General features: G+C 65.7%; 15 protein-coding genes and 2 pseudogenes. 9 read left to right on the top strand and 8 right to left on the bottom strand.

Annotation, left to right across the window (positions count from 1 at the left end; genetic code table 11):
• The first annotated feature begins 66 nt into the window (after positions 1–66).
• From ACVIW0_RS24420 to ACVIW0_RS24405, 4 genes and pseudogenes are all read left to right on the top strand, one after another.
• Positions 67–1,654 (top strand): annotated as a pseudogene (locus ACVIW0_RS24420) (Do family serine endopeptidase).
• Between the two features lie 266 nt (positions 1,655–1,920).
• A complete protein-coding gene (locus ACVIW0_RS24415; RefSeq protein ID WP_106319421.1) occupies positions 1,921–2,601 on the top strand; it encodes a winged helix-turn-helix domain-containing protein in 681 nt (226 codons plus the stop codon).
• Positions 2,585–4,039: a sensor histidine kinase gene (locus ACVIW0_RS24410; RefSeq protein WP_461354659.1), complete on the top strand. Its 1,455-nt coding sequence runs from the start codon at positions 2,585–2,587 to the stop codon at positions 4,037–4,039. The genes ACVIW0_RS24415 and ACVIW0_RS24410 overlap by 17 nt, the downstream gene beginning before the upstream one ends.
• Positions 4,036–7,001 (top strand): annotated as a pseudogene (locus ACVIW0_RS24405) (bifunctional [glutamine synthetase] adenylyltransferase/[glutamine synthetase]-adenylyl-L-tyrosine phosphorylase). Before ACVIW0_RS24410 ends, ACVIW0_RS24405 begins: the two are co-directional and overlap by 4 nt.
• A 136-nt stretch (positions 7,002–7,137) precedes the next feature.
• On the opposite strand, the gene ACVIW0_RS24400 reads toward ACVIW0_RS24405, so the two are convergent.
• Genes ACVIW0_RS24400 through ACVIW0_RS24380 form a run of 5 tightly spaced genes read right to left on the bottom strand, consistent with a single transcriptional unit; the run spans position 7,138 to position 13,100 of the window.
• The gene (locus ACVIW0_RS24400) at positions 7,138–7,359 is read right to left on the bottom strand and encodes a formate dehydrogenase subunit delta (protein WP_461354658.1); all 222 of its coding nucleotides are present in this window, start codon (positions 7,357–7,359) and stop codon (positions 7,138–7,140) included.
• The gene (gene fdhD, locus ACVIW0_RS24395; RefSeq protein WP_461354657.1) at positions 7,343–8,179 is read right to left on the bottom strand and encodes a formate dehydrogenase accessory sulfurtransferase FdhD; all 837 of its coding nucleotides are present in this window, start codon (positions 8,177–8,179) and stop codon (positions 7,343–7,345) included. Before fdhD ends, ACVIW0_RS24400 begins: the two co-directional genes overlap by 17 nt.
• A gap of 2 nt (positions 8,180–8,181) precedes the next feature.
• Positions 8,182–11,058, bottom strand: a complete 2,877-nt coding sequence (fdhF, locus tag ACVIW0_RS24390; protein ID WP_461354656.1) for a formate dehydrogenase subunit alpha — start codon at positions 11,056–11,058, stop codon at positions 8,182–8,184.
• Positions 11,059–11,070: 12 nt separating this feature from the next.
• Positions 11,071–12,627 (bottom strand): NADH-ubiquinone oxidoreductase-F iron-sulfur binding region domain-containing protein, encoded by a 1,557-nt coding sequence (locus tag ACVIW0_RS24385; RefSeq protein ID WP_461354655.1) that lies wholly within the window; start codon positions 12,625–12,627, stop codon positions 11,071–11,073.
• On the bottom strand, positions 12,624–13,100 hold the full coding sequence (locus ACVIW0_RS24380) for a formate dehydrogenase subunit gamma (RefSeq protein ID WP_461354654.1): 477 nt from the start codon (positions 13,098–13,100) through the stop codon (positions 12,624–12,626). Before ACVIW0_RS24380 ends, ACVIW0_RS24385 begins: the two co-directional genes overlap by 4 nt.
• A gap of 256 nt (positions 13,101–13,356) precedes the next feature.
• Here ACVIW0_RS24380 and ACVIW0_RS24375 point away from each other — a divergent pair, with 256 nt between their 5' ends.
• The 3 genes from ACVIW0_RS24375 to mdoH all read left to right on the top strand — a co-directional run bounded on the left by ACVIW0_RS24375 (position 13,357) and on the right by mdoH (position 18,095).
• A complete protein-coding gene (locus ACVIW0_RS24375; RefSeq protein ID WP_461354653.1) occupies positions 13,357–14,253 on the top strand; it encodes a LysR family transcriptional regulator in 897 nt (298 codons plus the stop codon).
• A gap of 213 nt (positions 14,254–14,466) precedes the next feature.
• Positions 14,467–15,981 (top strand): glucan biosynthesis protein G, encoded by a 1,515-nt coding sequence (locus tag ACVIW0_RS24370; RefSeq protein ID WP_461354652.1) that lies wholly within the window; start codon positions 14,467–14,469, stop codon positions 15,979–15,981.
• Positions 15,969–18,095 (top strand): glucans biosynthesis glucosyltransferase MdoH, encoded by a 2,127-nt coding sequence (gene mdoH, locus ACVIW0_RS24365; RefSeq protein WP_461354651.1) that lies wholly within the window; start codon positions 15,969–15,971, stop codon positions 18,093–18,095. Before ACVIW0_RS24370 ends, mdoH begins: the two co-directional genes overlap by 13 nt.
• On the opposite strand, the gene ACVIW0_RS24360 is transcribed toward mdoH, so the two are convergent.
• Positions 18,092–20,413, bottom strand: coding sequence for a sensor histidine kinase (locus ACVIW0_RS24360; RefSeq protein WP_461354650.1), 2,322 nt, complete (start codon positions 20,411–20,413; stop codon positions 18,092–18,094). The two genes, mdoH and ACVIW0_RS24360, sit on opposite strands and share 4 nt — an antisense overlap.
• 192 nt (positions 20,414–20,605) lie before the next feature.
• The gene (locus tag ACVIW0_RS24355) at positions 20,606–21,994 is read right to left on the bottom strand and encodes a cation diffusion facilitator family transporter (RefSeq protein ID WP_461354649.1); all 1,389 of its coding nucleotides are present in this window, start codon (positions 21,992–21,994) and stop codon (positions 20,606–20,608) included.
• Between the two features lie 836 nt (positions 21,995–22,830).
• Between ACVIW0_RS24355 and ACVIW0_RS24350 the strand changes: the two genes are divergently transcribed.
• Positions 22,831–23,703, top strand: a complete 873-nt coding sequence (locus tag ACVIW0_RS24350) for a hypothetical protein (RefSeq protein ID WP_461354648.1) — start codon at positions 22,831–22,833, stop codon at positions 23,701–23,703.
• Between the two features lie 381 nt (positions 23,704–24,084).
• Positions 24,085–24,579 (top strand): RlpA-like double-psi beta-barrel domain-containing protein, encoded by a 495-nt coding sequence (locus ACVIW0_RS24345; protein WP_461354647.1) that lies wholly within the window; start codon positions 24,085–24,087, stop codon positions 24,577–24,579.
• 114 nt (positions 24,580–24,693) lie between these two features.
• Here ACVIW0_RS24345 and ACVIW0_RS24340 read toward each other — a convergent pair whose 3' ends face one another.
• Positions 24,694–25,662 (bottom strand): zinc-binding dehydrogenase, encoded by a 969-nt coding sequence (locus ACVIW0_RS24340; protein ID WP_461354646.1) that lies wholly within the window; start codon positions 25,660–25,662, stop codon positions 24,694–24,696.
• Between the last annotated feature and the right edge of the window lie 150 nt (positions 25,663–25,812).

Below are 25,812 nucleotides of genomic sequence, written 5' to 3'. Positions count from 1 at the left end.
CCCATGTTCAGACGCATCAGGTGCTTGCCCGGCACCAATTGATTCTGGCCCTGGAGATTTCAGCCAATGACCGAACGTCCCGACCTCTCGACCCTTCCGTCCTACAAGGCGCCGAAGCGCGCGCTGTTCTCTGCCCGCAAACTCGCGCTGATGGCCTCGGTCGTGGCCGGCCTCGGTGCCGCCACCTACGGCTTCAGCCCCTCGCATAATCCCGCCGACCTGTTCACGACGCCTGCGCATGCGCAGGTCAATAACGAGGTCAAGAAGGTCCAGCAGCCGGTCGGGTTCGCCGACATCGTCGAGCGCGTCAAGCCGTCGGTGATCTCGGTCAAAGTCAACATTCGCGAGAAGGTCGCGAAGGACGACAGCGGCAACAATGACGATTCGCCGTTCCAGCCGGGTTCGCCGATGGAGCGCTTCTTCCGCCGCTTCGGCGGTCCGGATGGCTTGCCCCCGGGTCTGCGCGGTGGACCGCGTGGCGGTGGCGTGGTGACCGGCCAGGGCTCCGGCTTCTTCATCTCGGCTGACGGCTATGCCGTGACCAACAATCACGTGGTCGACGGCGCCGACAAGGTCGAAGTCACCACCGACGACGGCAAGACCTATTCCGCCAAGGTGATCGGCACCGACCCGAAGACCGACCTCGCGCTGATCAAGGTCGAGGGTTGGCCCGAACTTCCAGTTCGCCAAGCTCTCCGACAGCAAGCCGCGCATCGGCGACTGGGTGCTGGCGGTCGGCAATCCGTTCGGCCTCGGCGGCACCGTGACCGCGGGCATCGTCTCCGCCTCCGGCCGCGACATCGGCAACGGCCCGTATGATGACTTCATCCAGATCGACGCGCCCGTGAACAAGGGCAATTCGGGTGGCCCGGCGTTCGACGTCTCCGGCGAGGTGATGGGCGTCAACACCGCGATCTACTCGCCGTCCGGCGGCAGCGTTGGTATCGCGTTCTCGATTCCCGCGCAGACCGTCAAGAGCGTCGTCGCCCAACTGAAGGACAAGGGCTCGGTCAGCCGCGGCTGGATCGGCGTCCAGATCCAGCCGGTCACCTCCGAGATCGCCGACAGCCTCGGCATGAAGAAGGCCGAAGGCGCGCTGGTCGCCGAACCGCAGGCCAACGGCCCCGCGGCCAAGGCCGGCATCGAGTCCGGTGACGTCATCACCGCCGTCAATGGCGAGCCGGTGAAGGATGCGCGCGAACTCGCCCGCACCATCGGCGGCATCGCGCCCGGCAATGCCGTGAAGCTGAACGTGCTGCACAAGGGCCAGGACAAGGTCGTCAACATCACGCTCGGCCAGTTGCCGAACAACCTGGAAGCCAAGGCAGACACCGACAACAGCGACAAGGGCAACTCGTCGCGCGGCACCGATGTGCCGAAGCTCGGCCTCACCGTGGCTCCCGCCAACAGCGTGGCCGGCGCCGGCAAGGAAGGCGTGGTCGTGACCGAAGTCGATCCCAAGAGTGCTGCCGCCGAGCGGGGCTTCAAGGAAGGCGACGTGATCCTCGAGGTCGCCGGCAAGTCGGTCGGCACCGCCGGGGAGGTCCGGGATGCGATCACTGCGGCCCGCGGCGACAACAAGAACAGCGTTCTGATGCGCGTGAAGAGCGGCGGTTCGTCGCGCTTTGTGGCAGTGCCGCTGGCCAAGGGATAACTACATATGAGTTGGAAAGCGTCGCCGGCATTCGTCGCCCCCGCCGACGGCGCTTTCCGGGGGGCGGGCCCCTTGCTCGCTCCCTATGTTGCCTTTCGATGGAATATGCCCCCCTCCGTCGGAAGGTCTCAGGGCGGTGAAGTCCCCCAGCTTCACCGCCCACTTTTTCCCAACATTTCGAGATTGCGCGCGGTCGTCTTGCATGTGCAGGCCGGCCGCGCCATGCTGACAGAGGGCCCATTCCCGTGACCGCAACCGCTCCGCAAATGCGCATCCTGATCATCGAAGACGACCGCGAGTCAGCCGACTATCTGGTCAAGGCATTCCGCGAAGTCGGCTACATCGCCGATCTCGCCTCCGACGGTGAGGAAGGGCTGTCGATGGCCGAAACCGGCGATTACGACGTGCTGGTGGTGGACCGCATGCTGCCGAAGCGGGACGGCCTGTCGCTGATCGGAATCCTGCGCGACAAGGGCAACCGGACGCCGGTGCTGATCCTCTCGGCGCTCGGCCAGGTCGACGACCGCATCAAGGGCCTGCGCGCCGGCGGCGACGACTATCTGCCGAAACCTTATTCCTTCGCCGAGCTGCTCGCCCGCGTCGAGGTGCTGTCGCGGCGCAATGTCGGGCCGGCCGAGGAGACCACCTACAAGGTCGGCGACCTCGAGCTTGACCGGCTGTCGCATCGCGTCGCCCGCGGCAAGGACGAGCTGACCTTGCAGCCGCGCGAGTTCCGCCTGCTCGAATATCTGATGAAGCACGCAGGGCAGGTGGTGACGCGCACGATGCTGCTCGAAAATGTCTGGGACTATCATTTCGATCCGCAGACCAACGTCATCGACGTGCACATCTCGCGGCTGCGCTCGAAGATCGACAAGGGCTTTGAGCGTCCGCTGCTGCATACCATCCGCGGCGCGGGGTATATGATCCGTGACGGCATTCGGTAAACTGATCCGGACCACGGCGTTTCGGCTGACGCTGGTCTACCTGTTCCTGTTCGCGCTGTTTGCCGCCTCGCTGCTGGCTTACTTCGCCTGGAACACGCGGCGGCTGATCACCGAGCAGATCACGACGACGGTCAATGTCGAGATCAGCGAGATCACCGACATCTACACCCGCCGCGGCCTGCGCGGCCTGCTCGGCACGATGGGCAACCGTGCGCTGCGGCCGGGCGCCAACCTCTATCTCGTGACGGCGCCGAACGGGCAGATGCTGGCCGGCAATGTCGGCGCGCTGGCGCCGGGCGTGATGAGCGTGCAGGGCTGGACCGAGACCGCCTATCGCCGGCTCGACGACCAGGACCAGACCGATCACCGCGCGCTGGTGCGGGTCACCCAGATGGAGAATGGCTTCCGCCTGCTGGTCGGGCGCGACCTCGAGGAGCGGCGGCGGTTGTTCGGCATCGTCGCCAAGGCGGCGCAATGGTCGATTTTGGTCGTGATCGTGCTCGGCCTCGGCGGCGGCATCTTCGTCGCGCGCCGCGTGCTGCACCGGATCGACGCCATGACCGGCACCACCAAGCGCATCATGGCGGGCGATCTCTCCGGCCGGCTGCCGGTCGGCCGCAGCGGCGACGAGCTCGACCGCCTCGCGGAAAATCTCAATGCCATGCTGGAGCGCATCGAGGCGCTGATGACGGGGCTGAAGGAGGTCTCCGACAACATCGCCCATGACCTGAAGACGCCGCTGACGCGGCTGCGCAACCGCGCCGAGGAGGCGCTGGCGCGATCGAGCTCCGAGGCCGACTATCGCGCGGCGCTGGAGCGGACCATCGAGGAATCCGACGGCCTGATCCGCACCTTCAATGCTCTGCTGATGATCGCGCGCGCCGAGTCCGGCCAGGCGCGCGGCAACATGGACGATTTCGACGGCGCCGACGTCGCCAATGGTATCCACGAATTGTACGAGCCGCTGGCCGAGGACGACGGCATGACGCTGCAGGTCAAGACCGCGCCGGCGCCCATACACGGCAACCGCGAATTGATCAGTCAGGCGGTCGCCAACCTGGTCGAGAATGCCATCAAATATGGCAAGCCCGATCCGGGCGTGGAGCCGATGAAGGCCGATGCGCGCGAAATCTTGATCGAGGCGCGGCGCGAGGGCGATCAGGTGCTGCTCTGCGTCACCGACCATGGTCCTGGGATCCCCGAGGGCGACCGCAAGCACGCGGTCGAGCGCTTCGTCCGCCTCGAGGCGAGCCGCACCTTGCCCGGTTCCGGTCTCGGCCTCAGCCTGGCCTCGGCAGTGGCCACGCTCCATGGCGGCGAGCTCAGGCTCGGCGACGCCCATCCGGGGCTGGTCGCGACCCTGGTGCTGCCGGCGCGGGCCGGCGGCAGTGACAGGCTTGCGGCTCAAACGCAGGATGTGCCACAGAAGGCGGCATGAATGCCGCCGCGCCGGGGAACGCGGATCGACATCGTCTGGCCGCGCGGTTCGCGGACGGACCGCATGTCGCCGCACCCGTATCCGCCGATCAACGCCTGACCGACTGGTTCGCCGAGCTCGAGCCGGCGCAATCGGCCGCGCTCGCGGTGCTGCTGGAATATCCGTTCGCGCGGGACATCCTGCGCGGCATCGCCGAGTTCTCGCCCTATCTGTTCGAGCTCGCGCGCGCTGATGCCGCGCGGCTGATCCGGATCCTGTCATGCGACCCGGAACAGCATCTCGCGGGCCTGATCGAGACCACCTCGCGCGAGGTGGTCTCCGCCGGCAGCGAGGCCGAGGTGATGCATCTGCTTCGCCGCATGAAGGCGGAAGCCGCGTTGATGATCGCGCTGTGCGACATCGGCGGCGTCTGGCCGGTGATGCGGGTGACGGCGGCCCTGACCGACATCGCGGTGAATTCGGTGCAATCGGCGCTGCGCTATCTGTTCCGGCAGGAGGTCGCGCGCGGCCGGATGACCGCCGCTGATTCCGAACATCCCGAGATGGGTTCGGGCCTGATCGTGCTCGCGATGGGCAAGATGGGCGCGGGTGAGCTGAACTATTCCAGCGATATCGACCTGATCGTGTTCTTCGATCGCACCGCCACCTCGCTCGCCGAGGACATCGAGCCGCAGCCGTTCTTCGTGCGCGTCACCCAGGCGATGGCGCGGATGCTGCAGCAGCGCTCGGGCGACGGCTATGTGTTCCGGGTCGATCTCCGCCTGCGCCCGGACCCGGCCTCGACCCAGGTCGCGATCTCGACCGACGCGGCCTTGAACTATTACGAGCGCGAGGGACGCACGTGGGAGCGCGCCGCGATGATCAAGGCGCGGCCCTGCGCCGGCGATCCCAGGGCCGGCGAGGCGCTGATCGGCGAGCTCGCGCCGTTCGTCTGGCGCAAGCACCTGGACTTTGCAGCGCTCGCCGACGTCCACGACATGAAGCGGCAGATGCAGACCTATCGCGGCCAGAGCGAGATCTCGGTCGAGGGCCATAACGTCAAGGTCGGCCGCGGCGGCATCCGCGAGATCGAGTTCTTCGCCCAGACCCAGCAGCTGATCGCCGGCGGCCGCCATCCCGAGCTGCGGGGTGCGGCCGACGCTGGAGGCGCTCAACGTGCTCGCCCACAGCAACTGGATCACCTTCGAGGCGCGCGACGAGCTGACGACGGCCTACGAATTCCTGCGCCGGGTCGAGCATCGGCTGCAGATGATCGCCGACGAGCAGACCCATTCGCTGCCCGAAGAGCCTGACGACGTCGAGCGGTTCGCGCATTTCTTCGGTTATCCAAATCGCGAGGCGTTCGCCACGGATCTGCTCGGCCAGCTCAAGATCGTGCAGAACCATTACGGCAAATTGTTCGAGGGCGACGATCCAACCGGCACCGCGAAGCTGCCGGATGTCGACTACGGCGCCGGCCCGGACGACGGCCGCCTGATCGAGCATCTCGCCCAGCTCGGCTTCAAGAAACCGGTTGCGGTCGCAGGCACCGTGCAGCAATGGATCGCGGGCGATTATCGCGCGCTGCGCGTGGAGGCGACGCGGGCGGCGTTCCTTGAATTCATTCCCGGCCTGATCGACGGTCTCGCGCCATGCCGAGGAGCCTGACGATGCGGTGGTGGCATTCGACCGTTTCCTCGGCGCGCTGCAACGGGGCGGGCGGCTGATCTCGCTGCTCAGCCAGAACCGCGATTTCGTCGCGCTGGTGGCGCTGATCCTCGGCGCTGCGCCGCGGCTCGGCGACATGTTGGCGCGGCAGCCGCAGATCATGGATGGCCTGGTCGACCCACGCTTCTTCGGCGCGATGCCGGACAAGAAGGAATTGTCGGAGCGGCTTGCCGCCACGCTGCAGGATGCGTCGTCCTATGAGGACTTCCTGGATCGCCTGAGACTGTTCGGCCAGGAGAGCCTGTTCCTGATCGGCACGCGGATCCTGTCCGGCACCGTGTCGGCGCAGCACGCCAGCACCGCCTTTGCCGACGTGGCGGAGGGCATCGTGCACACCGTGCACGGCCTCGTCACCGACCAGTTCGCCGCGCAATATGGCCGGATCAAGGGGCAGGAGACGGCGATCGTCGCGATGGGCCGGCTCGGCAGCCGCGAGATGACGGCGTCCTCCGATCTCGATCTGATCACGCTCTACGATTTCGATAGCGAGTCGCCGGATTCCGACGGCGAGCGTTCGCTGCACGGCGCGCAGTATTTTGCCCGCTTCACCCAGCGTCTGATCAGTGCCTTCACGACCCGCACCAATTACGGCGTGCTCTACGAGGTCGACATGCGGCTGCGTCCCTCGGGGCGCGCCGGTCCGGTCGCCTCGCGGATCGATGCGTTCGCCGACTACCAGGAGCGCGAGGCGTGGACCTGGGAGCATATGGCGCTGACGCGCGCCCGCGTGATCTCGTCGTCGCCCGAGTTCCGCAAGCGGATCGAGACGATTATCCGCAGCGTGCTGACGCGACCGCGCGATGCCGCGTCGACCGCGGCCGATGTCGCCGACATGCGGCGCGCGATCGCGCTGGAAAAGGGTGAGGACGACGTCTGGGACCTCAAGCTCGCCGCCGGCGGGCTCGTCGACATCGATTTCATCGCGCAATATCTCCAGCTCGCGCACGCGTCAGTGAAGCCGGAGATCCTCAGCGTCTCGACGCTGCAGGTGCTGGACAATGCCGCCAAGCTTGGCCTGCTCGGCCAGTCCGAGGCCGAGATCCTGCGCTCGGCAGCGCGGCTCTATCATGATCTGACGCAGATCCTGCGGCTCTGCGTGACCGGCAAGTTCAATCCCGAGACCGCGGGCGAACACCTGCGGCGCGTGATGGCGCGCGCAGGCGATGCGCCGGATTTCTCCGCGCTTGAAGCGCGCCTGCGCGAAACCCAGAGCGAGGTCCGCCGCGTGTTCAATGCGATCGTGGGCGGCGGGTAGAGGGAGACCCGTCATCCTGAGGAGCCGCGTAGCGGCGTCTCGAAGGATGCACGGCCACCGGCAGGGCCGTCGACCCTTCGAGACGGCCGCGTTGCGGCCTCCTCAGGGTGACGGAGATAGAGCAGGGCGCGGCCGGCTACGCCTGCTGCTTCAGCTTCTGCAGCGCGTCGAGCACGTCGGGGTCGAGGCCGGTGCCGCCGGCGTCGAGATGGGCGAAGATCTGCTTGCGCATCCGTGGGTCCCAGAACTTCCAGATGTGCTCGGAGATGCCCTGTACGGCGCGGTCGTGGCCCTGGCTGTGGAAGAACTTCCCGATCTGGTTCGCCATATAGACCAGCTTGTCAGGCGACGATGACATAAGCGGACTCCTTGCCGGGCGCCGCGCCTGTGACGCGTTCCGGATGCGTGAAGATTTCAAATCCATCGGCGCGGGCGATCGCGGCGAGCGTGATGCCGGCGGCATCGGCCATCCGCACCGCAAGCGCTGTTGGCGCCGACACGGCCGCAATCAGCGGCGCGCCGATCGCGGCGGTCTTCTGCACCATCTCGACCGAGACGCGGCTGGTCAGCAGCACCATGCCTTCGCTCGTGACCACCTGGTCGCGGGCCAGCGCGCCGGCGAGCTTGTCGAGCGCATTGTGGCGGCCGACATCCTCGCGCAGCACCACGATGCCGCGCGTGGCGGTCCAGAACGCGGCGGCGTGCACGGCGCGGGTCTGGTGATTGATCTCCTGCAGCGGCGCGACCGCCGCGACCGCGCTCATGATCTCGCGCGGCGAGAACACGCGGCCCGCGGGCACCACCGCGGCCGGCCGGACCGCCTCGGCGATCGAATCGATGCCGCAGAGACCGCAGCCGGTCGGGCCGGCGATATTCCTGCGGCGTTGGGCGATCTGCTCGGCCTTGTCGGGATTGAGCCACATCCTGAGCTCGATGCCGTCATCGAGCTCGACGATGTCGAGCGTCTCGATCTCGTCAGCCGATTGCACGATGCCTTCGCTCAGGCTGAAGCCGACGGCGAAATCGCCGAGGTCCTCGGGCGAGCCCATCATCACGGCGTAGGTGCCGCCATTATAGGTCAGCGCCAGCGGTGTCTCTTCCGGGATCAGGCGCGCGCCGTCGCTGAAGGCACCGTCGCGCCAGACCTTGCGGATCGCCTTGTGGACCGGTTCGCGCATCGCTACTCCGCGGCTTCCACCACCGGCGCGATGCGGCGGGAGTGGCGTGCCTGTTCGTCATAAGCCTTCTGCCAGTCGGACGGACCGTTCGACGGCGAGATCTGCACGGCCGTCACCTTATATTCCGGACAGTTGGTCGCCCAGTCCGAGAAGTCGGTGGTGATGACGTTGGCCTGGGTGTCCGGATGGTGGAACGTGGTGTAGACCACGCCCGGCGCGACGCGATCGGTGATCTCGGCGCGCAGCGTGGTCTCGCCGGCGCGGCTCGCCAGGCGCACCCAGTCGCCGTCGCGCACGCCGCGCTGTTCGGCGTCGTGCGGATGGATCTCCAGCCGGTCCTCGGCGTGCCAGACCACGTTCTCGGTGCGCCTTGTCTGCGCGCCGACATTGTACTGGCTGAGGATGCGGCCGGTGGTGAGCAGCAGCGGGAAGCGCGGACCGGTACGTTCGTCGGTCGCGACATATTCGGTGACGATGAATTTGCCCTTGCCGCGCACGAAGCCGCCGATATGCATCACCGGCGTGCCTTCCGGCGCCTTCTCGTTGCAGGGCCACTGCACCGAGCCGAGTTCGTCGAGCTTGGCATAGGAGACGCCGGTAAAGGTCGGCGTCAGCGCCGCGATCTCGTCCATGATCTCCGACGGATGGTTGTAGTGCATCTCGAAGCCCATCGCCTTGGCGAGCAGGATCGTCACTTCCCAGTCGGCGTAGCCGTTGCGCGGCGTCATCACCTTGCGGACGCGCTGGATGCGGCGCTCTGCATTGGTGAAGGTACCGTCCTTTTCCAAGAAGGTCGAGCCGGGCAGGAACACATGGGCGTAGTTCGCGGTCTCGTTCAGGAACAGGTCGTGGACGATGACGCATTCCATCGCCGACAGGGCCGCCACCACATGCTTGGTGTTCGGATCGGATTGCAGGATGTCCTCGCCCTGCACGTAGAGGCCCATGAAGGTGCCTTCGATCGCGGCATCGAACATGTTGGGGATGCGCAGGCCCGGCTCCTTGTTGAGCTTGACGTTCCACATCGCCTCGAACTGCTCGCGTACGGCGTCGCCCGAGATATGGCGATAGCCGGGCAGCTCGTGCGGGAACGAGCCCATGTCGCAGGAGCCCTGCACATTGTTCTGGCCGCGCAGCGGGTTCACGCCGACGCCGGGCCGGCCGATATTGCCGGTCGCCATCGCGAGGTTGGCGATCGCGATCACGGTGGTGGAGCCCTGGCTGTGCTCGGTGACGCCGAGCCCGTAGTAGATCGCGCCGTTACCGCCGGTGGCATAGATCCGTGCCGCCTCGCGCAGATCGTTCGGATCGACGCCGGTCAAGATCGCAGTGGCTTCGGGGCTGTATTTCTCCTGGGCGACGAAGGCCGCCCATTCCTCGAACTCGCTCCAGTCGCAGCGCTCGCGCACGAAGCTCTCGTTGACGAGGCCTTCGGTGACGATGACATGGGCGAGCGCGGTGATCACGGCGACGTTGGTGCCGGGCATCAGCGGCAGGTGCAGCGCCTTGACATGCGGCGATTCCACCATCTCGGTGCGGCGCGGATCGAGCACGATCAGCTTGGCGCCCTGGCGCAGCCGCTTCTTCAGCCGCGAGGCGAACACCGGGTGAGCCGAAGCCGGATTGGCGCCGATGATCATGACGACGTCGGTGTCTTCCACCGAGTCGAAATCCTGCGTGCCGGCCGAAGTTCCAAAGGTTTGCGACAGGCCGTAGCCGGTGGGCGAATGGCAGACCCGGGCGCAGGTGTCGACATTGTTGTTGCCGAAGCCGCCGCGGATCAGCTTCTGCACCAGATAGGTCTCTTCATTGGTGCAGCGTGACGAGGTGATGCCGCCGACCGCGTCGCGACCGTATTTCTGCTGGATGCCCTTGAACTTCGCGGCGGCGAAGTTGAACGCCTCGTCCCACGACACTTCCTGCCAGGGGTCCTCGATCCGCTCGCGGATCATCGGCTTCAGGATGCGTTCCTTGTGGGTGGTGTAGCCCCAGGCGAAGCGGCCCTTGACGCAGGAATGGCCGCGATTGGCCTTGCCGTCCTTCCACGGCACCATGCGCACCACTTCCTCGCCGCGCATCTCGGCCTTGAAGGCGCAGCCGACGCCGCAATAGGCGCAGGTGGTGACCACCGAATGCTCAGGCTGCCCAATCTCGATCACGGATTTTTCGGTCAGCGTCGCGGTCGGGCAGGCCTGCACGCAGGCGCCGCAGGACACGCATTCGGAGCCGAGGAAGCTCTCGCTCATGCCGGGCGAGACGCGGCTGTCGAAGCCGCGGCCGGCAATCGTCAGCGCGAAGGTGCCCTGCACCTCCTCGCAGGCGCGGACGCAGCGCGAGCAGACGATGCACTTCGAGGGATCGTAGGTGAAGTACGGATTGGATTCGTCCTTCGGCATCCAATTGTCGTTTTCGCAGCCGCGCGATTTGGCGAAGACGTGGTTCTCGCCCTCATAGCCGTAGCGCACGTCGCGCAGGCCGACCGCACCCGCCATGTCCTGCAATTCGCAGTCGCCGTTGGCGGCACAGGTCAGGCAGTCCAGCGGATGGTCGGAGATGTAGAGCTCCATCACGCCCTTGCGCAGCTGCTTCAGCCGCTCGCTCTGGGTGTGCACGACGAGGCCGTTCGTCGCCGGCGTGGTGCACGAGGCCGGCGTGCCGGCGCGGCCTTCGATCTCGACCAGGCAGAGCCGGCAGGAGCCGAAGGCGTCGACCATGTCGGTCGCGCAGAGCTTCGGGATCTGTGTGCCGGCTTCCATCGCCGCGCGCATGATCGAGGTGCCCTCGGGCACCGTGATCTGATTGCCGTCGATGGTCAGCGTGACCATCGTCTCGGATCTGGACTTGGGCGTGCCGAAATCGGTTTCCTGGATCAGCGACATCGCGATCTCCTGTTATTCCGCGGCCTGCAGCCGGGCCGGTGCGGGACCAAAATCTTCCCGGAAGTGTTTCAGGGCGCTCATCACGGGGTAGGGCGTGAAGCCGCCGAGTGCGCACAGCGAGCCGAACTTCATGGTGTTGCAGAGGTCTTCGATGACGGCGAGGCTTTCCGCCACGCGCTCGCCGTTGATGATCTTGTTGATGGTCTCGACGCCACGGGTCGAGCCGATCCGGCACGGCGTGCATTTGCCGCAGGATTCGACCGCGCAGAACTCCATCGCGAAGCGCGCCTGCTTGGCCATGTCGACGCTGTCATCGAACACCACGATGCCGCCATGGCCGATCAGGCCGTCGCGCGCGGCGAACGCTTCGTAATCGAACGGCGTGTCGAACAGCGCGCGGGGGAAGTAGGCGCCGAGCGGACCGCCGACCTGCACCGCGCGCACCGGGCGTCCGGTGAAGGTGCCGCCGCCGATCTCGTCGACGAGCTCGCCGAGCGTGACGCCGAATGCGGTCTCGAACAGGCCGCCATATCTGATGTTGCCGGCGAGCTGGATCGGCATCGTGCCGCGCGAGCGGCCCATGCCGAAATCGGCATAGGCCTTGGCGCCGTTGTCGAGGATGAAGGGGATCGCCGCGAACGACAGCACGTTGTTGATCACGCTCGGGCGACCGAACAGGCCCTTATGCGCGGGCAGCGGCGGCTTGGCGCGGACGATGCCGCGGCGACCCTCCAGGCTCTCCAGCAGCGAGGTCTCTTCGCCACAGACATAGGCGCCGGCGCCGACCCGGACTTCGAGATCGAACTCATGCGCCGAGCCGGCGATGCGCTTGCCGAGCAACCCGGCGCGGCGGGCGGCTATGATCGCGGCGTTCATCGCCTCGACCGCGTGGGGATATTCCGAGCGGATGTAGATGTAGCCCTTGGTGGCGCCGACCGTGATGCCCGCGATCGTCATGCCCTCGATCACGACGAAGGGGTCGCCTTCCATGATCATGCGGTCGGCGAAGGTGCCGCTGTCACCCTCGTCGGCGTTGCAGACAATGTATTTGCGATCGGCATTGGCCTGCGCCACGGTCTTCCACTTGATGCCGGTCGGGAAGCCGGCGCCGCCGCGGCCGCGTAGGCCCGAGGTCGTGACATCAGCAAGGATCTGGTCGGAGGTCAGCGTCAGCGCCCGCTCGAGGCCCATATAGCCGCCATGGGCGCGGTAGTCGTCGACCGAGCGCGGATCGACCACGCCGCAGCGCGCGAAGGTCAGCCGGGTCTGGCGCTTCAGCCAGGGAATCTCGTCCGTGACACCAAGCCGCAGGGCGTGCTGGCCGTTGCCGGCCATCGCATCGAGCAGCGCAGGGACGTCCGCCGGCGTCACCGGACCGAAGGCGATCCGGCCCTGCGCGGTCGAAAGCTCGACCATCGGCTCCAGCCAGCACAGTCCGCGCGAGCCGGTCCTGATAATCTCGATCGCTGCGCCACGCGCTGCTGCGGCCTGCGCGAAGGCGAGCGCGACGTCGTCTGCGCCGACGGCGACCGCCGCGGCATCGCGGGGAACGTAGAGTCGCATCGTCATCGCTGCGCCTCCGCGACCAGCGCGTCGATCCGTGCTTCATCGAGCCGGCCGATCACGCGGCCGTCCAGCATCGCCGACGGCGCGGTGGCGCACAGCCCGAGGCAGTAGATCGGCTCCAGCGTCACGCGGTCATCCGCCGTGGTATTGCCCAGGGCAACGCCAAGCTTGGCTTCGGCGCGCGCCGCAAGCGCATCGCCGCCGGCGGCCTGGCAGGCCTCGGCGCGGCACAGCTTGAGGACGTGGCGTCCGGCCGGTTGCTTGCGGAAGTCATGGTAGAAGGTGAACACGCCGTGCACCTCGGCGCGGGACAGATTGAGCGCCTCGGCGACCATCGGAATCGCAGGCTCCGGCACGTAGCCGAACGCCTCCTGCAGCGCGTGCAGGATCACCAGCGTGGCGCCTTCAAGCCCGGCATGCTCGGCGATGATCTCGGCGCCGCGCGCCTTGTCCCAAGGTTCGTATCCCACCGTCATCAGCGCTTCTCACGATCTGTTTTTTGCTTTGAACATCAGAGTTGGAATCGTTCGAAACATCAATAAAGCTGTCTCATGCGGCGATTGCGAAACGCGATTAATAGCGTTGTCGAATGGGTCGATCCGGGATCGCAATAATGTTCTGGAATCACGCACTTCCGGGGCGCTTTGGATTTCGGGATCGCAGCCCGATCGTGCTACCTATGGCCGCGTCGGAGTGCCGCCCGGGGCACCGATTTCGGAAGGGGTTTGGACCTTGATCGACAAGCTGGAACTTCTGCTGGCGCTGGCCAAGGAACGACATTTCGGCCGGGCTGCGGAAGCCTGCGGCGTCACCCAGCCGACCATGTCGACCAGCCTCAAGCAGCTTGAGGAGATCCTCGGCGTCATGCTGGTGCAGCGCGGATCCCGCTTCCAGGGTTTTACGCCGGAGGGCGAACGGACGCTGGACTGGGCGCGGCGCATCGTCGGCGATGCGCGCGCGATGAAGCAGGAGATCAACAGCCTGAAGGACAAGCTGTCGGGCGAGATCCGGATCGCCGCGATCCCGACCGCGCTCGGCATGGTGGCCTCGCTCACCACGCCGTTCCGGGCGCGCCATCCCGATGTCCGCTTCCGCATCCAGTCGTGTACGTCGGCCGATGTGCTCGGCCTCCTGGAGAACCTCGAGGTCGATGCCGGGCTGACCTACATCGAGAACGAGCCGATCGGCAAGGTTCGCACCATCCCGCTCTACAACGAGAGCTATCGTCTGCTGACGGCGCCGGACGCGATGTTCGGCGACCGCAAGCAGGTGACGTGGAAGGAGGTCGGCACCGTGCCGCTCTGCCTGCTGACGCCCGACATGCAGAACCGCCGCATCATCGATCGCGCGCTGACCTCGGTCGGCGCGGAGGCGACGCCGACGCTGACGTCGAATTCACTGCTGGTGCTCTACACCCATGTCAAGACCGGACGCTGGGCCAGCGTGATGCCGGCCAAGCTCGCCGAGACGCTCGGCCTTGCGGATGCCGTGCGCAGCATTCCGATCGTCGATCCGGTGGTGGACTACAGCATCGGCCTCGTGATCCCGCAGCGCGATCCGATGACGCCGCTGATCGCGGCCCTTGTGCAGGTCGCGCGCGAGGTCGCGCCGACGCTGCAGAGCGCGTAAGGCGCGGCCATCGGCTGAGGCGCTTCCATCATGGTTCCTGCCTGAGACGGACGCGGGGCTGCCCCTTGCGAAGCGATTCCTGTTTTCCGCCCGATCATTCAGATGAAGCGGCACGCTCGCCGCGAAGCAATTGTTTCGCGAGCGCGTTAGCGTGGAACTCAGCGGCGGCTCGGCGGTTTCATTGCGGCGTCCCGGTCAGCGAGAGGAGCCGCTTTGAATCGTCGCCAGTTACTCCACGGGTCGGCCGTGTTGCCGACGCTATTGCTGTTGCCGGAGCGCGAGGCCGCGGCCGCAGGGTACACGCCGGACGCGCCTTTCAACCCGTCGATGGTGAGGGAGATGGCGCGCAACCTCGCAGCCAAGTCGTTCGAGGCGCCGGACGAGAAGTTGCCGAATGGCCTGACCGACCTGAACTACGACCAGTACCGCTCGATCCGTTTCGTGCCGGAGCGCGCGTTGTGGCGCGGCGCGAAGCTGCCGTTCGAAGCGCAGTTCTTCCATCGCGGCTTCTTCTACAAGAACAAGGTCAAGATCTTCGAGGTCGCGGGCGGCAAGGTCAGCGAGGTCGGCTACAGCAAGGACATGTTTTCGTTCGGTGAGACGGTACCCCCCTTCACCGAGACCGATCTCGGCTTCGCGGGATTTCGGATCCACGCGCCGATCAGCAAGCCGGATTATTACGACGAGGTCTGCGTCTTCCTCGGCGCAAGCTACTTTCGCGCCGTGGCCAAGGATGAGACCTATGGCCTGTCGGCGCGCGGCCTGTCGATCGATACCGGCGAAGCCAAGGGCGAGGAGTTTCCGTTCTTCAGGGCGTTTTGGCTCGAGCGTCCGGTGCCCAACGCGACCTCGCTGGTGATTCATGCCTTGCTCGACAGCAAGAGCTGCGCGGCAAGCTATCGCTTCACGATCAGGCCCGGCAAGACCACGGTGTTCGATGTCGAGGCATCGCTCTATCCGCGTGCCGATCTCGAGCACATAGGCCTTGCGCCGATGACGAGCATGTTCTTCTTCGGACCGAACGATCGCAATGAGGTCGATGACTTCAGGCCGTCGGTGCACGATTCCGACGGGCTCGCGATCTACAACGGCAAGGGCGAGAGCCTGTGGCGTCCGCTGAGCAATCCGCGCGACCTTCAGATCAGCACATTCCAGGACATCAATCCGCATGGCTTCGGGCTGATGCAGCGGGAGAAGAATTTCTTTGCCTATCAGGATATCGAATCGAGCTTCGAGAAGCGTCCGAGCCTGTGGGTTGAGCCGATCGGCGACTGGGGCGAGGGCGCGGTGACCCTGTTCGAGATCCCGACCAAGGAGGAGATCCACGACAACATCGCCGCGTTCTGGCGGCCGAAGGCGCCGCTCAAGGCCAACAGCGAGACCAATCTGACCTATCGGCTGCATTGGGGACCGGACGCGCCGAAGCCGAATTCGCTGGCGCGCTTCACGCGCACCGGCATCGGCGCACATGGCGAGAACAGCAAGCTGTTCGTGCTCGACCTGTTCGGCGACAATCTGAAGGGGATCGATCCCGCGAGCATCAAGGGCGTCGTGTCGGCCGAGAAGGCCGAGATCACGAACATCGTCACGCAGCCGAACCCGAATACCGGCGGATGGCGGCTCAGCTTCCAGTGCGCGGTCAAGAAGGAGCCGATCGAGCTGCGCGCGCATCTGGCGCAGGACGACAAGCCGGTCTCGGAGATCTGGGTCTATCGATGGGCGCCATAGTCACGTCGCCTCGTCCGGACTTCGCTACGGCCGACGGCTTCCTGCCACGCGAGAGCCCGCTTGCGATGGCGGCGGCCGATCTTGGCCAGCCGCCGCATCTGGTGAGCAAGCCGGTGTCGGTCGGTGCGGGCATGTTGATGCGCCGCGCCTTCGTGCTGATGCTGACCGTCGCACTGACCGGCGCCGGTGCCTACGAGATGTACATGGTGGTCCAGGTCGGCGGCGTGACGATCATGGAATGGATGGTGCTAGTGCTGTTCGTGGCGCTGCTCGCCTGGATCGCGTTCTCGTTTGCCTCGGCGCTGGCCGGCTTCTTCGTGCTGCTTCGCCGCAAGGGCAACGCGTTGCCGATCTGTGAGGACGCTCCGTTGCCGCAACTAACGAGCCGGACCGCGGTGCTGCTCCCGACCTACAACGAGAATCCGCATCAACTGATGGCGCGCCTGCGCGCCATCTACGAGTCCGTCGAGGCGACCGGGCAGGGCGAACGCTTCGACTGGTTCATGCTGAGCGACACCCGCGATCCCGATATCTGGATCGCCGAGGAGCAGGCGTTCATCGCGCTGAGCGAGGCCTATGGCGAACGGCTGTACTACCGGCATCGCGCCGACAACACCGCACGGAAGTCCGGCAATGTCGGCGAGTGGGTCATGCGGTTTGGCGGCGGCTACCAATTCATGATCGTGCTCGACGCCGACAGTCTGATGTCGGGCGATACCATGGTGCGAATGGTTCATGCCATGGAGAACAATCCACAGGCGGCGCTGCTGCAGACGCTGCCCGTCATCGTCAACGCGCGCAGCCTGTTCAGCCGCCTGCAGCAATTTGCCGGCCGGCTCTACGGGCCGATGGTCGCCGCCGGCGTCGCGTGGTGGCACGGCTCCGAGGGCAATTACTGGGGACACAATGCCATCATCCGGATTCAGGCTTTTGCGGAGCAGGCCGGCCTGCCTGAACTCACCGGACGCAAGCCGTTCGGCGGACACATCCTGAGCCACGATTTCGTCGAGGCGGCGCTGATGCGGCGCGCGGGCTGGGGCATCTACATGGCGCCGGTGCTCGGCGGCAGTTTTGAGGAGGTGCCGCCGTCGCTGCTGGATTTCGCCGCGCGCGACCGGCGCTGGTGCCAGGGCAATCTGCAGCATCTCGCCGTGCTGAGGACGCGCCGGCTGCACTGGATTTCGCGGCTGCATTTCATGACCGGGATCGGATCCTACATCACCGCGCCAATGTGGCTGGCATTCCTGCTGCTCGGGATCCTGATCTCATTGCAGGCGCGCTTCATTCGCCCCGAATATTTTCCGAAGGGTTTTTCGCTGTTCCCGAACTGGCCGGCGCAGGACCCGGTGCTCGCCGCCTGGGTCTTCGGGCTGACCATGGCGCTGCTGATCGTGCCGAAGCTGCTCGGCTTTATCCTGCTGCTGGCGCGGTCGGACGTGCGCCGGCAATTCGGCGGTGGCTTCCGCGCGCTTCTGGGCGTCATCGCCGAGGTGCTGATTTCGGCCATGATCGCGCCGGTCATGATGGTGTTCCAGTCGATTGCCGTCGTCGAGATCCTGCTCGGTCGCGACGCAGGTTGGCAGACCCAGCGGCGCGATGACGGCGAGGTCGAGCGGCGGGAGCTGTACCGGAAGTACGGCGTGCCCACCGCCTGCGGCGTCGCGATGGCGGCCAGCGCCTATGCGGTGTCGTTACCGCTGCTGCTGTGGATGTCGCCGGTGATCGTTGGCCTGTTGTGCGCGATCCCGATCGGCGCCTGGACTGCCAAGCCTGCGATGCGCGGGTTGTTCGTGACGCCGGAGGAGAGCGGTCCGCCGAGCGTGCTGGTCCGCGCCAACGAACTGGCGTCGCAGCCTGCCCACGCATCAGCGCCCGCGCTGGCGACGTTGCGGGCGGATGCCGGCCTGCTGCATCGTCACCTGTCGTCGCTTCCGCCGGCGCGGCGCAGCGGCCCGGGAGACGTCGATCTTGATCGCGCGGTGGCGCGTGCGCGGATCGAGGCAAGCGACAGCTTCGACGAGGCGGTCACGCATCTCACGCCGCGCGAGACGCTGGCCGTGCTCGGCGATCCCGCGCTGCTGGAAGGCGTGCTGGCGAAGTCGCGTGGGGGCTAGGCCGCTTCCGGCAGCCTGGTCCGCAGCGCGCGGGGATCGCGGGGCAGGGTGACGCGGACCACGGTGCCGACGCCGAGCTTGGAGCGCAGCTTCATCGAGCCGCCGTGCAGATTGGTGAGCGAGCGCGCGATCGCAAGTCCGAGGCCCGAGCCCTGGTAGCTCTTGGTGAGCTGGCTCTCGACCTGCTCGAACGGCTTGCCGAGCCGTCGCAGCGAATCCGGTGCGATGCCGATGCCGCTGTCGGCGATCAGGAGCACGATCGAGTCATCCAGAATCTGGCCGCGTACCAGCACGCGGCCGTGGTCGGGCGTGAACTTCACTGCGTTGGAGAGCAGGTTGACGATGATCTGCTTGACCGCGCGGCGGTCGGCGACGACCGAGATCGTGCTTTCGATATCCGATTCCAGCGACAGGCCCTTGTGCTCGGCGCGGCCGGAGACCACCCGCAGCGACTCGGCGAGGATGCCGGAGACGTCGAGCGGCTCCATGTCGAACTTCATGCGGCCGGCCTCGATCTTCGACATGTCGAGGATGTCGTTGATCACTTCGAGCAGATATTTTCCGGAGGTCAGGATGTCGTGGCAGTACTCCTGGTACTTGTCCGAGCCGAGCGTGCCGAACAGGCCAGAGCCCATGATCTCGGAGAAGCCGATGATGGCGTTGAGCGGCGTGCGCAGCTCATGGCTCATATTGGCGAGGAATTTCGACTTCGCGGCGTTGGCATCCTCGGCGCGGGTCTTTTCCTGCGAGTACTTCTCGGCGAGGTCGGCGAGCTCGACGGCCTGCCGTTCGAGCTCGGATTGCGAGCGCTGCAGGTCGATCACGGTGGCGCGAAGGCGCAGGTCGTTGTCGACCAGCTTCTGCTCGTGCGCCTTGATCCGGGTGATGTCGGTGCCGACCGAGACGTAGCCGCCGTCCTTGGTGCGGCGCTCGCTGATATGCAGCCAGCTGCCGTCGTCGAGCTGGGCCTCGAAGGTGCGGGCGCCCGGCGCCGGCACGCCACTTTCGTGCAGGCGGGTGCGCACTTCGGGCATGCTGCCGACCTCGATCACGGTCTCGTAGGAGGTGCCGGGGCTGACGGCCGAGTCCGGCAGCTTGTGCAGCCGCTGGAAGTGCGAGTTGCAGAGCACCAGGCGGTCGTCGGCATCCCACAGCACGAAGGCCTCCGGAATGGTCTCGATCGCGTCGCGCAGGCGGAGGTCGGCTTCCACCGACTTCTCGGCGAGGCTCTTCTGCTCGGTGATGTCGACCGCGATGCCGATCAGGTGCAGACCGCCGTCGGCCGCGGCGTGGCTGAGCTCGCAGCGCACGCGGAGCCAGATCCAGTGGCCGCCGACATGGCGCATGCGGAAGCTCTGGTCGATATGATCGATCTTGCCGGAGATCAGCTGGTCGGCGAAGTCGAACAGGTTGATGTCGTCGGAGTTCACCAGCGCGTTGACCTCGCCGAAGGTGAGCAGGTCGTTGCGGGTGTCGAGGCCGAGCAGGGTGAACATCGACTGCGACCAGAAGATCCTGCCGCGCGACAGGTCCCAGTCCCACAAGCCGCAGCGGCCGCGGTTGAGCGCAGTGTCGATCCGGCCGCGCACGGCGTCGTTGATCAGGTCGCCCTCGCGGGCGCGGGTCGATTGCCAGTGGAAGGCGAAGCCGAGGATCAGCACCACGAAGCTCGTGGTCGCCGACAGCGTCACCGAGAGCGCGGCGTCCGATCCCCAGATCGGCTCGTTCATCTCCTGGATCACGACGACCTGGCCGGGCAGCGACTTGACCAGCGCCGAGATCGCCAGCGCGCCGGTGCCGTTCGGCAGCGTCATGTCGCTGACGGTGCCCTGCTGGCCCGGTGCGATCAGGAGCTGCGCAGTGGAGACGATGTCGAGGATGCGGTCGTTCTCGCCGGCGCCGTCGATCGGCACCCGCGCAAGCACGCGGTGATCGGCGCTGGTGATGATGACGTGGCGGCCATAGGCGATGCCCCAGGACGGGATCAGGTCCGGCAGCAGTTCCTGCATCCGCTCGATGTTGGCGAGACGTTCGCGACGCACCGAGGTGAGGCGATCGAGTCGCTCGGCGAGGATGTCGGAGAGCGCGGCAAGGTCGCGCTTCATCGCGCCGCGCTTCTGCCGGTTCTGGTCGATCACCTGGACGAAGGCGCCGAGGCAGATCGTGATGAGGAAGGCGATGATGAGGGTCGGCACAGCGCGGCGCAGTGCAGGTTCGGCCGTCAAGAGTCTGTGATAAGCCGGTTTCGCGATCGATTGCGCCAATCCCTTGATCGAATCGGATTGGACGCACGCGTTCGCTGCATGCGCGCGCGCCATGCCTTAGACCCCCGCTCTAAGCTGATTTTTACCCGGTTCGGATGCTCCCCACGATGCGTCCGAATCATGATCATTTGAATCCAGATTTCCGGGACTGTCGAGAGTCAACGATTCGTTAATGCGAAATAATTCTTGCCCAAAACAGAATCGGCGTGCGCAAAGTGAGTCCGAAAGGAGAACGGCCCCGTAGAATTACGCGCGCTCCGGCTCTGCGTGACTGATCACACGCTTCACCGTGGGAAAGGCGCGGCGCATCTTGCGTTCGATTTCGTCGACGCCTTCGTGCACCTTGATCACACTCATCGTGGGCGCGGCGCGGCAGTGGAAGTTGACGATCTCGCCGGCGTCGGTGTTGCGGACCCGCACATTATGGATGTCGTGGATCGCGCCGCCATCGGCAAATCCGGTCAGCGCCGCCTTGATGGTTTCGACGCGCTCGGGCGCGGCATCGGTTCCCCACGGCAGTTCCGGCTCGAGCGGCTCGATATGGGTGTCGACCTCGACGTCCTCGCCGAAGTCTTCGCGGATCGCGCGCTCGAGTTCGTGGGCGATGTCGTGCGCGGCATCGAGCGCCATGTCGCTGTCGACCTCGAGGTCGATGCTGACGATCAGCTTGCCGCCGATGTCATGAACGGTAACATGGTGGATGGCGAGGCCGGAGTTGCGCGCGATCACCATGATGCGTTCGCGTACGCTCTCATTGTCGCGCGCCACCGGCACCGCGGTGAAGGTGAGGTCGGCGTCGCCGAAGGTCTTGGTCATTGCCTCCTGCGCCCGGCGCTTGATGTCCTCGACGCGGTCGATCGGGTAGGTGCGCGGTACTTTGGCGATGGCGTCGATGAAGTGCGTGGCGCCGACCATGCGGACCCGAAGGCGGTCGACGTCGACCACGCCCGGCACGGCCTTGATGGCGGCGGTCGCCTTTTCCAGCGCGCCTTCGGGCGCGCGGTCGAGCAGGGTCTCGACCGTCTCGCGCGCCATGCGCAGGCCGAGCAGCGCGATCATCACGGCGACCGCGATGGCGGCCGCGGCATCACCCCACCAGAAGCCGAAGCCCGCCAGCACCAGGCCGACGATGACGGCGACCGAGCCCATCACGTCGGAAGCGAAATGCAGCGCATCGGCGGCCAGCGCCTGGCTCTTGGTGTCGCGCGCGGCGCGGTGCAGCGCGCGGGCGCGCCACAGATTGACGCCGATATCGAGCAGCAGGACGATGAACGGAATCGCCGAGATCGACGGCGGCGGCGCGCCTTCGCGGAGATGGCTGTAGGCCTGGACCAGGATGCCGCCGGCCAGCACATAGAGCAGGGCGATGACGCCGAGCGCCGAGACGCTCTCGAACTTGCCGTGGCCGTAATGATGCTCGGCATCGGCCGGCTGGTCCGACACCCGCACCACCGCCCAGGTGATGATGGTGGCGACCAGGTCGATCGACGAGTGCAGCGCCTCCGAGATCAGCGCCAGCGATCCGATCGCGACGCCGACGACGAATTTTGCCAACGCCATGGTGCCGCTGGCGAGGATCGAGATCGCCGCGACGGAGGTCTTGGTGGAGGGTGCGCTGGTATCGGAAGAGCTCATGGGCGGCGGTTTAGCAGGCCATCTGTGAACATCAAGTGTCGTGGGTCATGCGTCATGCGCAATCGCAACTCACTTGCAAGAGTGAATATAGAGAGAGTTGTTGCGAACTAGTCCGAATCCGGGGCTTGCGTTGCACAACTTCACGGGCCTCATTCAGGCATCAAGCGTCGTTCTCGCGGCGTGTTTCGCCCGAGCCTTGCAAGATCATGTCGCCCCGAAACAAGAGGGCGCAGGGAATGCCGGGTGCGCGCTGCACCCGCGGTCCCGTGTGCAAAAGTGGAAACAAAAACGCACACGAGCATACAGGTTCAGCGGGAGACACTCCGGCATTCCCTGCGCGATGGGTTGACGGCTTACTTCGTGCTCTCCCCGGCGAGACCGGGCTTGCTTGTCACCGTCTCCGCAAGAGCGCTTACGCGCCTTGCAGCGAGACACCTGCCACTGGGGCGTCAGGACCACACGACTTCACCGTCCGCCTCATGCATGCTCGTCAGTCACACAAGCGGCGGCCACCGCATCTCATCGCAACACCCGTGACGATCGCGAAGCGCCCCTCGATCGGATGAGACGGGGAGTTCATACATCGAATTTCGCTTCGGATAAAGCGAAATATTTTTGGGACGAGGGATTGACGGGTTTTGCTGAGTTGCCCGTCGTGTCGAATAGGCAACAGTCGTCATCACCGCTACCGGACGATCCTGCTTATCACGCGACGCCAGGCGCGCTATCATGACCATTGCTTTGACAAGATTGAACGGGAGGCTGGGCATTGATCGACCCTGACGGATGCCGAGACAACCGTCTTGGATGACATTGGACGGAAGAGGGACACTCCAATGAACTCCACGCCCACGCCGAATGCAGGTGAGCCTGGTGAGGGCCCGATCGCGAGCGCCGATGAGCGACTTGCGGAAGCCCACAGGCAGATCACCCGCGCTGATGAAGAGCTCACGCGTTTGAGCGAGCAGCTTGCAAGGATAGAGCGCGACGCTGCGGCCCCGCCGCCGAATAAGCCTGACCCACCGTCGGCCGGGTCCGCACCTGCTTCGTCCGAAACTGCCCCTGCTTCGTCCGAACCAGGCCCGCAATCATCATCCGGAAGGCCGGCTTTCCGGGCCCTCGCCGCCTTGTCGATGGCGGCGTGTGTGGTGGTCGCCGTCCTGGCTTCGCAGTCGTCGTATGGTGCGCGAGCCAAGCTGGTTGTCGCCCGCTGGGTGCCGCAGCTCGCGTCAACTCCGTCATTGCCGCCGGATGATCCGCCGCGTCCCGCGCAGCCCGCTCCATCTGCGGTTCAAGTTGCCGCGGCGGACGCCCCGCCACCGCAACCGGCGCCGGCGCCTTCGACCGCAACGCAGGACGCCGCGCCGAAAGCAACGCAGGACACCGCGCCGCCAGCTCCTGCTGCGCGTTCGGATCAAACCGAGCTGCTGCAAACCATTGCGCGCGATCTCGCGAACATGCAGCGGAACATCGAACAGCTGAAGGCGGACCAGCAACAAACGGCCAGCGAGAGCTCCAAAGCCATTTCGGAACTCAAGGCAAGCCAGGAGGAGTTGAAGCGGGCGCTCGCGAAGGTTTCCGAGCCGAAGACGTCGGCGCCTGCGACGCAGCCGGCTCCACCTGCGCGCAAGCCCCAGCGGACATATGAGCCGCCTTACGCGAGAGCGCCGCCGCGAATGCCGAGGGAATGGCTCTACGACGATTGGTAGTCGTCGATGCGATGATCATCGATTCTGATCCGGCAGCAGCGCGCCTCGATCGAGAGATCGGCGCGTTGTCGCTTTCGGTTCTCCCCAATCAGCGCAGTGGTCACGTACCCCGTCAAGCAGGGCGATAATGTGACGTCGACACAGTGTTGACGCGCCATTCGAAGAAGTTCGGTTCAGTCATGTTGCTGACGCATTCTCTGGCTTAGTCGGGCGCGATAACCAAAAACACTGTGTGGGACCGCTGCGGTTCCCACAATGGTTCCGTCGCCGGAATTGGCGCGAGTCCGCAAAAGTACTGGTCCGAATGAACGCCTCCACGTTCGCTCGATCCTGTCTTGCGGAGTCGGGAACCGAACGATCGAAAAAATCAGTCAAGGAGTTATGATGCTGTTCGGCTCGAGCGCCGCAGTCTGCGGCGCCGTGATTGCGCTCGCTATTTTTGGCCCCGCTACAGGAAGTGAAATCGGTACCGTTCATTCAAGCGACGTCGTCAACGCGGCCTGTGGAGATGCGATCGTTGGCGCAGCGTCCATGTACAATCCGTTCAAGCCCGGCAAGGAAGAGGGCGGTCCAAGCACAGCCTCCGGCGAGCGCTACGATCGCACGGTCTGGGCGGCCGCGATCAAGACAAGCCTGCGCCGGAAGTTCGGTGGGGTCCAATTCGGTGCGAGGCCGAAATATGCGCTGGTCGAGGCTGTCGGCAAGAAGGTCATCGTCAAGATCAACGATGTGGGGCCGCTCAGGCCCGGCCGCATCATCGACCTCAATGAGCGGACGATGCGCTACTTCGATCCGAGCCTGGAGATCGGAGTCATCGGCGACGTGAAAGTCAGCCCGCTTGCGGGGGATTATTGGGTTCCCGGACCTGTCGGCTGAACATCGAACGCGAAAGAGCGCGTAGGGCGGGTTAGCCGAAGGCGTAACCCGCCGTTGCGTCCGAGACGGGATGGCGGATTACGCTGCGCTAATCCGCCCTACGCTCCTATGCTCCTACAGCGTCACCACGATCTTGCCGAGGTGCTTGTTGGCTTCCATGTGCTCGAAGGCCTTGCCGATGTCGGCGAATTTGTAGACCTGGTCGATCGGCAGCTGCAGCTTGCGCGCTTCGACCGCCGGCCAGATGTCCTTGCGCACCTCGTCGAAGATCGCGCGGATCTCCTCGATCGTGCGGGTGCGGAAGGTGACGCCGATATACTGGATGCGGCGCGCCGCGTGCAGATCAAAATTGAAGTCGCCATGGGTGCCGCCGAGCCGGCCGACATTGACGATGCGGCCCTTGACCTTGGTCGCCTTGAGGTTCTGGTTGGCGACCGGTCCCGAGACCTGATCGACGATCAGGTCGACGCCTTCGCCTGATGTCGCCTGCAACACCTGATCGACCCAGCCGGGATCCTTCGAATCCACCGCGAGGTCGGCGCCGAATTCCGTCAAGCGGCCGCGCCGCATCGGATCGGTCGAGGATCCCACCACGAGCCTGGCGCCCTTCAGTTTTGCAATCTGCATCGCCATCAGGCCGACGCCGGAGCTCGCGCCCTGGATCAGCACGGTCTGGCCCGGCTGCAACGCGCCGTTGGTGACGACGGCGTTGTGCATGGTGGCGAGTGCGACGGGAAGCGTGGCGGCCTCGTCGAAGTTCATGTTCGATGGCGCCCGGAACAGCCGGCCGTGATCGGCCAGCGTGTATTCGGCGAACGCCGCGCCGCCGGAGCCCATGATCTTGTCGCCGACCTTGACGCCCTTGGCCTCGGGGCCGAGCTCGGCGACCTCGCCGGCCCATTCCATGCCGAGCACGGTGCCGATGCCGCCGGCCGCGCCGTGCGCGTGGCCTTTGGTCATGCCGAGATCGGCGCGGTTCAGCCCGCAGGCGTGCACCTTGACCAGCACCTGGGTGCCCTTCGGGGTGGGTTTGGCGACGTCAGTGATTTCGGGGCCGTTAGGGCCGTAGACATAGGCTTTCATGGGCTTGTTCTCGGGCTTGGTCTCGTTGTGTCGTCTGATGCGAGCTGAGTCAGCGGAGAATATGTTCCGTCATCCCCGCGCAAAGGCTCCGCCTTTGTCGCTGGAGGAGCGCGCAACGCGCGCGTCTCGAAGGATGCAAGGCCCGGCTGG

The sequence above is a fragment of the Bradyrhizobium sp. USDA 4454 genome (assembly GCF_054822705.1).
The sequence above is the reverse complement of the archived record's forward strand: the minus strand, read 5'-3'. Positions and strand labels throughout refer to the sequence as shown.

Bases quoted from the DNA above. Each gene is read 5' to 3' on its own strand.
- ACVIW0_RS24415 (WP_106319421.1), top strand. From the start codon at position 1,921: ATGCGCATCCTGATCATCGAAGACGACCGCGAGTCAGCCGACTATCTG.
- ACVIW0_RS24400 (WP_461354658.1), bottom strand. From the start codon at position 7,359: ATGTCATCGTCGCCTGACAAGCTGGTCTATATGGCGAACCAGATCGGG.
- fdhD (WP_461354657.1), bottom strand. From the start codon at position 8,179: ATGCGCGAACCGGTCCACAAGGCGATCCGCAAGGTCTGGCGCGACGGT.
- fdhF (WP_461354656.1), bottom strand. From the start codon at position 11,058: ATGTCGCTGATCCAGGAAACCGATTTCGGCACGCCCAAGTCCAGATCC.
- ACVIW0_RS24385 (WP_461354655.1), bottom strand. From the start codon at position 12,627: ATGACGATGCGACTCTACGTTCCCCGCGATGCCGCGGCGGTCGCCGTC.
- ACVIW0_RS24380 (WP_461354654.1), bottom strand. From the start codon at position 13,100: ATGACGGTGGGATACGAACCTTGGGACAAGGCGCGCGGCGCCGAGATC.
- mdoH (WP_461354651.1), top strand. From the start codon at position 15,969: ATGGGCGCCATAGTCACGTCGCCTCGTCCGGACTTCGCTACGGCCGAC.
- ACVIW0_RS24360 (WP_461354650.1), bottom strand. From the start codon at position 20,413: ATGGCGCGCGCGCATGCAGCGAACGCGTGCGTCCAATCCGATTCGATC.
- ACVIW0_RS24355 (WP_461354649.1), bottom strand. From the start codon at position 21,994: ATGAGCTCTTCCGATACCAGCGCACCCTCCACCAAGACCTCCGTCGCG.
- ACVIW0_RS24350 (WP_461354648.1), top strand. From the start codon at position 22,831: ATGAACTCCACGCCCACGCCGAATGCAGGTGAGCCTGGTGAGGGCCCG.
- ACVIW0_RS24345 (WP_461354647.1), top strand. From the start codon at position 24,085: ATGATGCTGTTCGGCTCGAGCGCCGCAGTCTGCGGCGCCGTGATTGCG.
- ACVIW0_RS24340 (WP_461354646.1), bottom strand. From the start codon at position 25,662: ATGAAAGCCTATGTCTACGGCCCTAACGGCCCCGAAATCACTGACGTC.